10 protein-coding genes are annotated in these 14,859 nt (G+C 42.6%); 2 read left to right on the forward strand and 8 right to left on the reverse strand.

What is annotated here, in order from left to right:
* Window positions 1-88: 88 nt before the first annotated feature.
* From AC13FX_RS11815 to AC13FX_RS11845, 7 genes are all read right to left on the reverse strand, one after another.
* Entirely contained in the window at window positions 89-1,996 is a 1,908-nt protein-coding gene (locus AC13FX_RS11815) for a S41 family peptidase (protein WP_482880888.1), read from the reverse strand.
* Window positions 1,997-2,132: 136 nt separating this feature from the next.
* Window positions 2,133-3,542, reverse strand: coding sequence for an ATP-dependent protease ATPase subunit HslU (gene hslU, locus AC13FX_RS11820; protein WP_482880889.1), 1,410 nt, complete (start codon window positions 3,540-3,542; stop codon window positions 2,133-2,135).
* A 1-nt stretch (window position 3,543) separates the two neighbouring features.
* A complete protein-coding gene (gene hslV / locus AC13FX_RS11825) occupies window positions 3,544-4,092 on the reverse strand; it encodes an ATP-dependent protease subunit HslV (protein ID WP_482880891.1) in 549 nt (182 codons plus the stop codon).
* A gap of 55 nt (window positions 4,093-4,147) precedes the next feature.
* Window positions 4,148-5,881, reverse strand: coding sequence for an Rne/Rng family ribonuclease (locus AC13FX_RS11830; RefSeq protein ID WP_482880893.1), 1,734 nt, complete (start codon window positions 5,879-5,881; stop codon window positions 4,148-4,150).
* A gap of 501 nt (window positions 5,882-6,382) precedes the next feature.
* The gene (gene murA, locus AC13FX_RS11835) at window positions 6,383-7,651 is read right to left on the reverse strand and encodes a UDP-N-acetylglucosamine 1-carboxyvinyltransferase (protein ID WP_482880895.1); all 1,269 of its coding nucleotides are present in this window, start codon (window positions 7,649-7,651) and stop codon (window positions 6,383-6,385) included.
* Entirely contained in the window at window positions 7,644-8,150 is a 507-nt protein-coding gene (locus tag AC13FX_RS11840; RefSeq protein ID WP_482880896.1) for an acyl-CoA carboxylase biotin carboxyl carrier protein subunit, read from the reverse strand. Before AC13FX_RS11840 ends, murA begins: the two co-directional genes overlap by 8 nt.
* The gene (locus AC13FX_RS11845; protein ID WP_482880898.1) at window positions 8,147-8,413 is read right to left on the reverse strand and encodes a hypothetical protein; all 267 of its coding nucleotides are present in this window, start codon (window positions 8,411-8,413) and stop codon (window positions 8,147-8,149) included. Before AC13FX_RS11845 ends, AC13FX_RS11840 begins: the two co-directional genes overlap by 4 nt.
* 144 nt (window positions 8,414-8,557) lie before the next feature.
* On the opposite strand from AC13FX_RS11845, the gene AC13FX_RS11850 reads away from it, so the two are divergent.
* Both AC13FX_RS11850 and rpoN read left to right on the forward strand, forming a co-directional pair.
* Entirely contained in the window at window positions 8,558-9,136 is a 579-nt protein-coding gene (locus AC13FX_RS11850) for a DUF3109 family protein (RefSeq protein WP_482880900.1), read from the forward strand.
* Window positions 9,136-10,641 (forward strand): RNA polymerase factor sigma-54, encoded by a 1,506-nt coding sequence (gene rpoN, locus AC13FX_RS11855; RefSeq protein WP_482880902.1) that lies wholly within the window; start codon window positions 9,136-9,138, stop codon window positions 10,639-10,641. Before AC13FX_RS11850 ends, rpoN begins: the two co-directional genes overlap by 1 nt.
* 10 nt (window positions 10,642-10,651) lie before the next feature.
* On the opposite strand, the gene AC13FX_RS11860 is transcribed toward rpoN, so the two are convergent.
* Entirely contained in the window at window positions 10,652-14,815 is a 4,164-nt protein-coding gene (locus tag AC13FX_RS11860) for an SPOR domain-containing protein (RefSeq protein WP_482880904.1), read from the reverse strand.
* Window positions 14,816-14,859 lie beyond the last annotated feature (44 nt).

The following is a 14,859-nucleotide window of genomic DNA, read 5'->3' on the forward strand; positions in this document are numbered from 1 at the left end:
TCAGACCTTTAAATACGTGAGATTTTAGAATAGATAGAAATAAAAAAGGCCTCAGATGAGGCCTTTTTAAGTGGATAAATTATTAATGCTAATCTTCGTTATCGGTACCTGAGAGGTTTCCGATCGCAGATGCTTTGGAATTTCCATTTGCCAGTTCCTCAAGCTTGGCAACAGCATCCCATAGAGTCATAGCTTTCTTAAGCGTGGTATCAAATACATCATTAACAACAGGGTAGAAGTATTTCATACCCCAAACCTGACGTGCAAGTTCAGCTTTCATTCTGCCTTCAAGTAGCCATGAAATTTCTTCAAAATGTCCTTTTGGTACAAATAAGGTATCATTTCTGAAATCAGGCGTTTCAACTGTATCTGAAATAAACATTCCTCTTTCAACGAGTAGAGATCTTAGTCCTTCAACATTTGTTTCATCCCAGTTAAAATTCTCTCTGAAGTCCTCAAAATCAGATTCCCATTCTGCTCTAAATGTATCACCATTGTCATCAAGGAAATTACGAACATAATCAAATGAAGCTTGTTCACGGATGGCAAAGTTAAATATATAGGCAGATGTAGAGGTATCCGATGGTACAATATAATCAGGTACAATACCGCCTCCACCATAAACCGTTCTGCCACCATCGGTTTTGTATTTGAGTGAGTCCGGTATATGATTAATGAATTCTGAGGCATCATCCATGGCATCATCCCGCCGGTAGATCTCGTAAGCATATTCTTCACCACCCTCAACAAAAGGCTTTTGAATCAATCGACCTGATGGGGTATAATATCGAGAAATAGTTACGCGTACGCTGCTTTTGTCCACCAATTCATACTGTTGCTGAACCAATCCTTTACCAAAGGTGCGTTTACCCACTATCAGTCCACGATCATGATCCTGTATTGCTCCACTTACGATCTCACTGGCTGATGCGGCTCCTTCATCAACGAGAATAATGACCGGTTTGTTTATGTAAGCCCCATCTTTCCTGGAAAAATATTCACCGTCAAACCGCTTGTGTTTACTTTTAGTAGATACCAGTTCAGTACCTCTTGGGAAAAATTCTTCAGCAATGGCAATGGCCTGGCTAAGATATCCGCCCGGATTTCCCCTAAGGTCTAATACAAGGCGATCCATACCTTCTGACCTGAGTTCCCGGGTGGCTTGCATAAACTCATCGTGTGTAGTGGCTGCAAAACGATTGATCTTGATGTAACCGGTTCGTTCATCCAGCATATAAGAGGTATCTACGGTGTAAAGCGGTATATCATCACGAGTTATCGTAAAATTAATGGGTTCCCTCACATTGGGACGTTTGATCGTAACGCCTACTTTGGTGCCTTTTTCACCTCGCAACCTGCGAAGTACCATTTCATTCGTGAATCCCACTGCCGTGGAATCCTCGATCTCGATGATGCGGTCACCTGAGCGGATGCCAAGTTGCTCACTGGGTCCACCGGATATCGCAGTGATCACGGTTATTGTGTCCTGTATGATCTGGAACTGAACACCTATACCCTGAAATTTACCGGCAAATTCAGCCTGTATCTGTTCGTTATCCTCTGCTTCAATATATACCGAGTGGGGATCAAGAGTCGAAAACATACCTCTAATGGCAGCCTCAGTTAGCTTGCCCATATCTTCGTCTTCTCGGTTATTGGCTACATAAAGATAGGCTCTTTCGAAATTCCTGAAAGAATCTCTGATCGTGGCAATATCAACCCCTTTGAATGTGGTGTCGATCGGTGTATCATTGATCTCTAAAGTACTGTCTTTGATGGCTTTGACCATGTATTTGATACTAGAGCGATACATCTCATTGAGATCAGGTTCCCTGAAGTAATTTGTTAAAATACTCCGCTGTGCCTGGTGGTACTTGGTCAGGTTTTCAGTATCGTTATTTTCTGATTGTATGACCGGATCTACCCCTGTAAAACGAAGGGCAGCAAGCAACAACAGTATTAATATGTTTGGGAACAATATCTTTTTTAAATGCATGTAGATCATATTACGTCTTTACTTATAGATCAAAACCAATTCTGGCATGAAAAGTTTCTTTCAGAACGAGTGTACTAAATAATTAAGTATCCCACAATTGTGTGTGTACTTTCATTTAATAACACTTAACATGCTCTTATAGTATATAGTGGCTCAGATCCTTGTCTTTTACAATGTCTGTTAATTGCTTGTCCACATAGGCTTTATCAATAGTGATCTTACCTGAACTGATATCATCAGGAACTGCAAATAGCAGTTCATCAAATAATGAGGACATAATAGTGTGCAATCTTCTTGCACCGATATTCTCAACAGAGGAATTTACCTCAGCGGCAATTCGGGCAATTTCTCTGACCGCATCGTCTTTAAATTCTATTTCAACCCCTTCTGACTTCAGCATGGCAATATACTGTTTGGTCAGGGCATTTTTGGGTTTGGATAATATGTCGACGAAGTCATCTTCAGTCAGTGAGTTTAATTCCACTCTGATCGGAAACCTTCCCTGAAGCTCGGGTATCAGGTCAGACGGTTTTGAAACATGGAATGCCCCGGATCCAATGAACAGAATATGATCGGTCTTGACGATACCGTGCTTGGTGTTTACCGCACTGCCTTCCACAACCGGAAGCAAGTCACGCTGTACCCCTTGCCGGCTTACATCGGGACCACCTTTGCCGCCACCACTTGAAGATTCTGCGATCTTGTCGATCTCATCAATAAAGACGATACCTTGCTTTTGAACCCTCTCAAGGGCTTCCTGAACGGCTGATTCATGATCGATCAGTTTTTCAGCTTCTTCTTCGGTCAAAAGTTCACGTGCTTCACTGATGGGCAGTTTTCGCTTCGATTTTTTATTCCCTTTACCAATATTACCCAGCATATCCTGAAGGTTGATTCCCATCTCTTCCATGCCCTGCGGGCCAAAAACCTGCATCATTGGGCTTTTGCTGGATTTTACTTCGATTTCAATTTCTCGGTCTTCTAATTCGCCGTTCTTAAGTTTTTCCCTGAAGCGTTCCCGTGTACGCTCGTTCAATTCTGAGTCACTGGCATCTTTAGGATCAAAACTTTCGTTACCGGATGTCGAGCTGTTAAAACCAACCCCGCTCTTCTTAACAGGAGGGATGAGGATATCCAGTATCCTTTCTTCCGCTTTCTGTGCTGCTTTCTCTTTCACACGATCCTGCATCTCCTGTTTAACCATGCTAATGGCCACGTCGGTCAGGTCACGGATCATGGATTCTACATCACGGCCTACATATCCAACTTCTGTGAATTTAGAGGCTTCCACTTTCATGAAAGGGGCGTGGGCAAGTTTAGCCAGTCTTCTTGCGATCTCCGTTTTACCGACACCGGTTGGCCCGATCAATAAAATATTATTAGGCACGATCTCTTCACGGATCTCTTCTTCGGCGTTCAGTCTTCTCCAACGGTTACGGAGTGCAATAGAAACCGATCTCTTGGCAGATTGCTGGCCTACTATATATTTATTCAGCTCAGATACGATCTGCTGCGGTGTTAAATTCTTTTCTTCAATAGTTAGCATATCAATCGTCAATTTCTAAAATGGTAATATTATGATTGGTGTATATATCAATGTCAGCAGCAATGTTCAGGGCATCTTCAACGATCTGTTTAGATGTTAATCCCGAAGCATGTTTTACCATGGCACGAGCTGCCGAAAGGGCATAGGAACCACCGCTTCCTATAGTGGCAATTTCATCATCGGGTTCAATGACGTCACCCTGACCGGATATGACCAAAGATTTTTCGTTGTTCATTACGATGAGGAGGGCCTGAAGTTTTTGAAGGAACTTGTCCTTTCGCCATTCCTTGGCAAGTTCAACAGCGGCCCTTTCCATATTACCGTTGTATTCATTGAGCTTTTCCTCATATTTCTCGAAAAGGGTGAATGCGTCAGCAGTGGAGCCGGCAAATCCTGCCAGTATTTTACCATTATATAACTTGCGCACTTTCTTGACGGTGCTTTTCATGACGGTCTTGTCCATTGTTGCCTGACCGTCACAACCAATTGCAGCTTTCCCGTTGTGGATCACACCCACAACGGTTGTTGCATGTAGTTCAGATAAATTCATAAATAATATTTTGGTGAAAGAGTTTAAGAGTTAATCACAAAAACCAAGCCAAGGTCTAATTTGAAGACTTATAGTACTTGGAATTTCCTCTTCCGTTCGAATTGTCATTACGACCTGACGAACTGTTCTCTTTCTTGGATATATCCAGATTATCTTTGTCAGCTTTTCCACTCTCGAGCTCTATAAGCTCTCCTTCACGGTCCAGGACCTCTTCAATAGATTCGTCTCTCATTACAATGTCAGTGATATCTATATCAGAACCAACAAGAGTTGCTCTGAACTCATTCATTGAAACCGTCTCATCTCCGATGAGGGAGATCTTGATACGGAAACGTGCCATCCATTTCCAGCGAGTGCTGATCATTCCTCTGGTTAGAACAGAACGCAGATAAGGATTTACATAGATATCAACTGCACGATAATTAGTGTTGTGCTTGAATTTACTTAACCAGGTTTCGAGGTCCGTCAGGATGGTATCTTCCGTGACCACACTTCCGGAACCACCGCAGACAGGGCAAACCTTAGAGACTGAATTTACTACACTTGGTCTGATGCGTTGTCTTGTGATCTGGACTAATCCAAAATCACTCATACCAATGACATTGGTCTTGGCAGGGTCTTTTACAAATTCTTTCTTGAGCTCATCATAGATCTTCTTACGGTTTTTATCATCCCGAAGGTCGATGAAATCAACAACGATAATACCACCAATATCACGTAATCTAAGCTGTTTTGCGATCTCTCTGGCAGCTTCAAGATTGGTTTTAAGGGAATTATCTTCCTGCCGTTTTTTAGCGGCATAAGGTCCTGAGTTAACATCCACTACATACATAGCTTCCGTTTGTTCAAAAATGAGATAGCCGCCTGATTTCATTCTTACACGGGGGCTGAAGATGGAATTAACATCATGAGCAATCTTCATGTAATCAAAAATATGCTCTTTGCCTTTGTATAGCTGAACATTAGGTACCATCTGGGGTGCGATCTGACTTACATACCCTTTGATCTGTCTGTAAAGTTCAGGATCATCGATCAGAACCCGGTCATAATTTTTAGCAAAAAGATCACGAATGAGACTTTCTGTCATGTTCAGGTCACGATAAAGCAGGGAAGGGGGCTTCGCATCTTCTAACTGGTCGACGATCTGTTCCCACTTCTTAAGAACGTTTCGAAGGTCATCTTCCAGTGATTTCTTGTCCTGACCCTTGGCCACGGTACGTACGATCACACCAAAGCCATCAGGTACCATATTATTCAGAATGCCCTTCAGACGTCGTCGTTCTTTATAGTGGCCTATCTTCTTGGATACTGCAATGTAGTCACCCATCGGGATAAGTACCAGGAAACGCCCTGCAATGGTGATATCAGTAGAGATACGGGGACCTTTTGAACCAATGGGTTCCTTAACGATCTGAACCAGAAGCTTTTGTCCGGTGCGTAACATTTTACCGGCCATGATCTGTTTCTCAATGTTAGAAAGATTGTCTTTGTTAGCGACATCCTTTTTAACATTGTTCGGTATAGCGTCCGGACCGTTTAGTTTGGTTATGTATTCATCAAGGTGGTCACCTGCATCAGAGAAGTGAAGAAAGGCATCTTTAGGGGTGCCCATGTCAATGAATGCGGCTCTGATTCCGCTCAGCACTTTATGAACTCGTGCTACATAAATATTACCAACAGTACGCTGGTTTTCTTCTGATTCTATGAATAACTGCGCTAATTCGTTGTTTTCCAATAGCGCAATACGGGTCTGATTGCCCGAAGAGTGAATAATAATTTGATTCTTCATTAAAATTCTTCCTTTCCCAAATGCCACTGCTTCCCTTGCAAACGAACCATCTGATTAATTTACGATGCAAATCGATTAGGGTCTCATTAGTGAGAGCACGGTTTGAAGCAATCGGTCGAGCGGCTGCTTTGGGTATAATATCTGTTAAAATTGTTTTTTGAGTTGATCCCGTTTCGGAATCTGAAAAGAGTTGCTGCGTAAGATTTGTAAGTAATAATCCGCAGAAAAAGAGAAAATCAATGAGAGCATCTTCAATACGTGTAGACATTGATGCCGTCATAATTTGATTTTGATATGTATTCTGTGCGTTATGCAATCGAAAATTGTTTAAAAAAGCTTTTTTAGGCTGATTTTCTCTTCAATTAATATACATGGGAAAAGCCATTAATGTAAACGCATCTGTAAATAAAAAATATAGTTTTACCAGCCTAAAATGGATCCGACCTTTGAACCCGGGAAGAGGTATAGATCTTTCTTGATAAAAGAAACCGATGCGGTTAATTATTCCTCGTCCACGCGCTGTATCGTTGCACCTACTGCCCTTAATTTATTTTCAAGAGATTCATAACCGCGGTCCAAATGATAGATACGTAGAACCTCGGTCGTGTTTTCAGCGACCAAAGCAGCCAGAACCAGGCTAACACTTGCTCTGAGATCAGTACTCATGACTGATGCTCCTGCCAGTGGCGTTTTCCCTGAAATATGAACACTATTTTTTTCAACATCCAGGTCAGCCCCCAGGCGCGTAAGTTCTGGTACGTAGCTGAAACGGTCAAAATATACGGTGTCGGTCACTTTAGATTCACCATTTGCCTGCGTCATCATGGTTGCCCACTGTGCCTGTAAGTCTGTAGGGAAGCCGGGATAGATCTGTGTTTTGATAGATACCGGTTTAAGGGCATTTGGAGCTATTATATCAATTGTGGTGCCATTGATATCAACGGCAGTTCCAGTTTCTTTAAGTTTTTTAGTAAAGCTTCCAAGATGTTCCGGGTTACAACCGGTCAGCGTTAGTTCCGATCCGGGTAACATAGCACCAAGGATCATGAACGTACCTAACTCGATCCTGTCAGGATCATTGGAGACTTCAATACCTTTTAATTCATCAACCGCTCTAACGGTTAGCGTTTCGGTACCAATACCTTCAATGTGGGCACCCATTTTTACAAGGTGTTCACACAATTGGACCACATCGGGCTCCCTGGCTGCATTTTCTATAGTAAATTCTTTAGCCTTTAATACGGATGCCAGGAGCAGGTTTACGGTGGCCCCAACTGAACTTGGTTCCAGCTTGAAGGTTCCACCATCAACTTTGTCAGGAGCCTTTGCGATCACATATCCTTTCTCAAGTGAGATATCAATGCCCATGGCTTCCATACCTTTCAGGTGAAGGTCAACAGGTCGGGGGCCCCAAGCACAACCACCTGGCAGGGAGACCTTAGCATATCCATATTTACCAACCAAAGCTCCCAGCATATAGAATGAAGCACGCATCTTCCGAACAAGATCATAGGGTGCTTCAAGGTGATTCACATTTTCAGGGTCAATGATAAGGGTATTCTCATCTTCCCTGAAAGTAACCTGAGCACCAACTACACGGATCACGTTGTTGAAGGTGTAAATATCTTTTAGCCGTGGAATATTTTTTAATGTAGATGAAGAACTGCCTAACAGTGAAGCGGCCATCAAAGGAAGTGCGGCATTTTTTGAACCGCTGATAGGAATTGTGCCTTTGAGAGGGGAGCCGCCCTTAATAACGAATTTATCCAATGGTTTCTATCTCCAATATGGGTGAATTTTTTTCTAATGACTGACCAACCACAGCTGAGATCGAGGAGATCGTGCCGCTGATCGGTGCTTTGAGTTCGTTTTCCATTTTCATGGCTTCAAGAATGGCCAAAGGCTGGTCTTTCTCAACCTCATCTCCTTCTTTGACCATGATCTCGAGGATCTTTCCGGGCATAGGAGCATTCAGCAATCCTTCGGCAGCGGCAGCACCGGTTTTGAATCCTAACCGGTCGAGCAGAAGCTCCTGCTCATCTTTCACAGAGATGCTGTGCCAAACACCATTCATGGAAAATTCAATGTTTGAACCTTCCTTACTGATATTATCGATCTTGTAAGTTTTTGTTCCGGTTCTCAAAAAGTAACGGCCATTCACATGTTCAAATGTATAGGAGCCATTCAAATTTCCTGATTTGAAAGTTCCATCCTTGGGGGATAATTCAATATCAAGTTCATTTTCTCCAATCGTTGCCTGAAATTTCATGATTGCCTTTTCATTAGGTTAATGCCTGAGTTGGTGATCCTGTAAGTTGATTCTTTTACGTTATCAGAATCAAAAGAACCGGTCGTATTAGCGTTAGGGTTATCCGGGTCTACGGTTTCTATGAGACGTGAATTCATAAGATTGATAAGGTCATCCCTGATCTCACCATAGGCTAACTGTGTTTCCTCCTGAATAACCTCAAAAGGTTCAGGATACAAAAGCCGATCCAATATTTTTTTCTCTGATGGTGATAATTTTCGCATAGGCTATGAAGATAGAGCCGATCGGAAATTATCACAAATATTATGGCGGTTTATTTATAGTTAACTTTTCCATTTTATTTCGTCTAAATGAGATAATGAAAAAGGTTTCATCGAAAATAGTTCTGTTGATTGTTATCTTGCATCATGTTCAAAGTAAAAAATACCATTTTATCAGATGACATTGCCACAGCCCAGTTTGCCTGTGATCTTCCCAGATGCAAGGGAGCCTGTTGTGTGGTCGGTGATGCCGGAGCTCCGGTTTCGAAAGATGAGATACCGGTACTTCATAAAGCTTATCGGACTCTCAAGGATGAACTAATGCCTGAATCAGTCGAGGTGGCTGAACGCGATGGTGTGGTCATTGGTTCAGAAAAGACAGGTTATGAGATCTCAACGGTCAGAACTGAGGAATGTATCTTTGTAAAATATGATGACAATGACGTTGCTTATTGTGCGATACAAAAAGCTTATTACGAAGGGCGGTTTAATTGGGAAAAACCCATCAGTTGCCATTTGTTCCCGGTCAGGCTTAAGCACATTGCAGGTTTTGATTATGCGAATTTTGAATATGTACCAAAACTTTGTTCCGTTGCCTGTGAAAAAGGAGAAAACGAGAATACCTATTTGGCTGAATTTTTAGAAAAACCTTTGGTTCGCAGGTATGGAAAAGAGTGGTTTGACGAATTCATAGAATCTTGTAAATCATTAAGAGAGAATAAATAGTGCTTCGAAATAAGCAAAATATTGGGCAAAAGCAGCAACAGAGCCTGCAACAAAAATTATCGCCACAGCAGCTACAGTATATTAAATTATTGCAGCTGCCTACTATAGCTCTTGAGCAGAGGATCAAGGAGGAAATGGAAGAGAATCCGGTGCTCGAAGAGGTGGACCCAATGCAAACTGAGATCGATAGTTTAGAGGAGCAGGATGCCCCTGAGGAGGATCAGGAAGAGGCACTTGAAAGTCTGGATGACCATGAAGTCGACTGGGATGAATTCGAGAATAATACAGAATACGATGGTGAGAATTTCAGTACTTCCTATAATCCTGATATAGAAGAGTGGAAAGAACTTCCAAATCCCTATCACGCAACGCTTCTCGAAGAACTTGAAGATCAGGTAGCATTGCTGGACCTTTCAGATGAAGAAGAATTGATCGCAGATCAGATACTCGGTTCATTGGATGAAGATGGGTATTTCCGCCGCGAGCCGGAAGCCGTAGTTGATAATATTGCCTTCAATCACGGTATTCTTCTGAATGAAGAAAAAGTAGAAGAGGTACGCAAGAAGATCCAGCAACTGGAGCCAACCGGTATTGCTTCACGTGATCTGCAGGATTGCTTATTGGTACAGCTTATGGCTTCAGAAAAGAAATTACCGGCAAGGGATCTTGCGATCAGGATCGTTAGGGATGCCTGGAAACAGTTTGAAAAGAAACATTACTCCAAACTGCTTCAAAAATTCGATATAGACAGGGAAGAATTGCAGGATGCCGTTGAGACTATCAAACATATGGATCCAAGACCGGGAGCTGTCTCAACAGGTATGGAACAGTCTCAAAATTATATTGAGCCGGATTTTGAAGTATACTGGAAAGGAAAAAGCAGTGGAGAGACAGAACGTGGCGAGTTTTTAATAACCCTGAATCAGCGGAATGCCCCATCTTTGAGAATATCTCCTGAGTACAAGGAAATGTGGGAGGGTATAAAGGCCAAAAAGAAAAAGAACACAGATTCCGAGACGCGAAACTTTATGAAGCGGAAGATCGACTCTGCACAGTGGTTCATTGAGTCGATCAGGCAAAGGCAGAATACGCTTATGAATATCATGAAGACCATTGTGGCACTACAGGAAGATTTCTTCAAATATGGTGAAAACCTAAGGCCAATGATCCTAAAGGATGTAGCTGAAAGGATCGGAATGGATATCTCTACGGTATCGCGTGTGGTAAACGGGAAATACGTACAAACACATTTTGGTGTATATGAACTTAAATATTTCTTTAATGAAGGGCTTGAAACGGACAGTGGGGAAGAAGTATCGAACCGTGAAGTGAAGAATGTACTTCAAAATATTATTGATAAAGAAAATAAAAGAAGTCCATACAGCGATCAAAAACTTACAGATATGCTTAATGAAAAGGGATATAAAGTGGCAAGGCGAACTGTAAGTAAATATCGTGAACAATTAAATCTACCGGTGGCGCGGATGAGAAAGCAGGTGATTTGAAACCGGGTCTTTACTGATTCTTAATTTCAACCATCAGGATGACCGACTCTGCTGAAACACCTGAGTTTATGACCCGACCTTTAAGCTCATTGATCCGGGACCAGCCCTCCATTAATTCCGAAGTAACAAAGTAGGTTTCCTTGTTTTCATCGAGTAAGACTTTTGTATTGAGCATGAGGGTACTTTCAACCTCACGGCTATATTCAAATGCCTGTTCTTTGGTAGTAAACCCATGAAATAGTAAAATAAACTCAAAACTAAGGTCTGTGGTCTTTACAGGAGGGGCATATCTGCGGATACTTGCATCAGCATAATTATCCAACTGTCCTCTTAGTTCTCTAAGTCTACCTGCTGCTTGCCTCTCAGATCTAAAAGGCCCTATACCAACTCTGACACCAAATCTGTCGCCCGGTATCTCGAGGGCTTTAATGTTACTTACGTCATTCAGGTCACGAATATATCTCAGGGCATTTTCTTCTGTTGCAAACTCTGCAATTTGAATATAGTAGGTCGTGGTTTCCGGGTTTAGGTCAAGATCTGCATAACACTGACTGACAACGGCAGCATTGAAATCATAAACCCGATTTAGTTCCTTCGTAGCTGTGGTTACTCTGCCAAGACTTTGATACTGTATCTCACGAAGTCCATATAACTGATAGGGTGTATTATAAATAGTAAACGTAAGGTGATCTTCTTCTAATCTCCTTGAAAGATCGTCAGCCTGACTTTCCTGAGAGTAGGAAGCAAACTGGATCCCATAGATACATCTACCCGGTGTCAATGATTCTATAGACTCATTGGAACTGAAAGCAGAAGGAATGGCATCAGTTACGTTTTGGACAGGAGTGAATTGATCTGTTGTCATTGTCTGTACAGAATCAGCTGCTTCTGTTTGTTGAAACGGTGGCTGTGAAACTGCAATATCCTCATCTCCAGTGATGTCGTGTTCCATGACGGTTGAATCAGCAGGGATAGACTGAGTAGTATCTCCATCTGCTATTTTGGGATCAGATACTAATGGGAGCTGAACTTCCTCTGCCCCTTCATTAGCTACAACATCAAGTGAATCCACCGTTTGTTCGATATCTTGCTTATTTACGGCGATAATGCTGTCAGCTGAAACTTTTGCTTGATCATCGGCATCACTTAAGGTTGAATCCGCTCCCTGAATAGTTTCTTCATCGATCAACTCTGCTACGGGTACCGATACCTCAGTTTCTTGCAACGAATCAGCTCGAACTGAATCTACAGGAAGGTCGGTTAAACCGGTAACCGGTGGGTTGACAAGGGGAATCACAGGAGGGATGTCGGTATCAATATCTATAGCATCCTGTTCGTCAGTTTCTTGTTGAGTATTCGTCTCTTCTCCGGTTTCGGTTTGTTCTGTATTTTCGTTCGTTTGCTGTGTTTGAGTTAAAGTGTCAGTAACCTCTTCAGTGTTGATGGTTTCATTTACTACGATCACACCTGATGAGTCCGGTATTATGATAGTTTCTGGCTGTATAGGAGTATCGGTAATACCAGTAGTATCAGTAGTAATGGTAGTATCAGTTTCGTTAACCGGTTGTTCTGGAATGTCCTTAACTACTGCAACTTGTTCTAATTCCTCTCGGGCCATTCCGGTTGGAACCAGTTCAAATGAGAGTCCTTCTACGAAATCACCATCTGATAGCCGTTCAACCTCGAAATCAATATTATCAGGTACAGAATAAACATTAAGAATATCAAGCTGAGCTGAATCTACCTGAAGTACATAATTACCCGGCGGGACCTCATAATCATAAAAGCTCCCATCACTGAAGGTCCGAAGTTCTTTACTGTAAGAACTATTTTCATTGGACAGTGATAACTTCAATCCTGCAACACCGGTGGTGTTTCCACTTTCAAGTAAACGCTGAACCGATCCCTCAATAACTCCGGACATATAGAAAGGAACTTCAACTTTTTTGAACCTGTTCGGGTCTGTGATCAAACCGAATTTCTCAAATTCGGGAACCAGCATTGGATTCTGTATTAGGGATTTATTGAGCTCCATATTGTAGTAGAAATATGGCTGCATTTGCGTGTAGTAGATAACCCCATTTTTGACCGTACTGGTGGCTCCCGATCGTTGAATTCTCAGGGCATTCCCGGCTATGGGGTCGTCATCATCTCCAAAATTGCCGTCCGCATTATTATCTACAAAGAGTTTGACCGCTGTTCCGGAACGTCCAACCTGATCCCGGCTTGTAAATATGAAGTTATCATAGTTGGTGTCGTAACCGATCGATCCACGTATATTTTGTGTGAGGTTACCTGCCCCGCGTATATTGCTGTAAGTGGTACTGGTCCGGATCTTGTCGAAGTCCACCACGAGATTGAAGCGAAGGCTGTTATAGTCGCTTGCAAAATTCCGGCCATAAGAAAGCTGAAGGCGCCCCTGTTCAAAAACATTTTGGGATAGCAGGACTTCGGCTGATTCCAGCTGGTTCAAACTTGGTTGATATCTGAATTGCCCCCTTAAAAACACTCCTCTGAGATACACAGGCAGGTTTCGGTTTCTTGATACATTATAAGTAGCAGAGGTTTCAAGGAATGCAGTGTTAGTTGGGTTGAATGGATCAAAACTACCTGTGAATCGATCGGTATAGCCAACTCTGAGATTTAGCTTACTGATCCTTGAGTTCAGATCGAGTCTGAAATTGGTTGAGCTGGAAGAGGTCCTATACCTTGAAAACACTGAAGTTCTAACGTTAAAAGGGACTCCCCAAAAAATAAAAGGGTAGAAAGCACTGGCAACCAGTCGCTGTTCATCATTTGAAGGATTATAGATACTGAATCCCTCATTGTAATTGGTATAATCCAGGGTGAAACTGGCAGAATTTGGGTAGATCACATTTAGTAAACCCCGGTAATAAGCTTCACTGGCAGCTTCCAGGGTCAGGATATAGTTACTTTTGACGCGTGAGGAAAGAGAGGTTGTGAAAGTTGGCAGTGATTCATGATAGCCCTGGTAATATTCTACCCCCGCCTTGGCAGTTAACCATTCATTGATGCCGTAAGCACCGGCCCCCTGTGCAGTAAAATCCTGCGTGGTTTGCCCAAATATTGGATTATCGAGCCGGCCTGCATTGATGGTATAATTGAATACACCGCTTGGTTGAAAGGTGAAAGGAACCTGAAGTCGCTCAGAGCGCTCAATGACTTGTCCTGTGGGACCATAGATCCTCAGATCAAGTTGAGAGGAACCGTAACTGACCGGTGTCAGGAAGCGATAATTACCAAGTTCATCCGCTTGTTGGAAATCTATGAGAGCGTTATTTAAATAGAGTTCGACCTCAGATTGGGGAATGGTTGTTCCCTGAACTTCGAACTCATCAAAAAGGCGCCTGGGTTCAATGGGTTCATTGGACAACCTGATACCGGTGTAAGCATTGCGGGCAAAACCATCTGTAGTGGTTTGTCCAATGGTCAGTTTAGTTAGCCAGGGCTGATCGCGGTACATATAGCGCCATCTGAGATTGTCAGTGGCAATGTTAGAGAAATTCTCCGAATAGCTCCCAAATATTGACCCCTGAAGGTCCCCGCCATATACCTGAAGGCCCAGGTTGGTATTGAAGTTATAAACGTTCTGATTGGCATTTACATTGGCAGAGAGATTGTAATCCACAAAGCCACCATCCAAAAAGGGACGTTCCCGATCATATCTTAAAGGGTACCTTTCCTGTTGCAGCCTGTTTTGATCAGCCACCTGACGCCTTTGTCTCCTGATCGCTTGCTGTATTGCAGGCAGTTCACGCTGGGTTTCCAGGTTAAGGCTTAGGTTATTGAAGTCGATAGTGAAATCCAGCCCAAAAGCCTCATAAAAGATATCTGCACGAAGGTAGGAATCTATTTCTCGAAGGATATAGTCCTCAGTTGTGATCTCTATCCGGTCCTCTCCAAATCGGATCTCGCCCGATTGAAAGTTAATACGATAGGGGATCTGTTCGATACCGAACCGGCCGTCAATAACAAGACCGTTAATTGTGTGGTCGATATTGAAAAGTGAGAAAAGCTCGGAGACCGGCAGGTAGAATTCATCGTTCTTATAGTAAGAAATGATGACTGAATTAATGACGCCACGGTGGCGAAAATCGAGATAGACCTCGATCTCTTCTGTATTATTGCTTTGTGCAGAAAGTGGGCCGGTCATTGAACCGGCGCTCAAAACAATAAGAAATATGATGAATGTTACCG

It is taken from the genome of Gracilimonas sp. B-17, assembly GCF_056857935.1.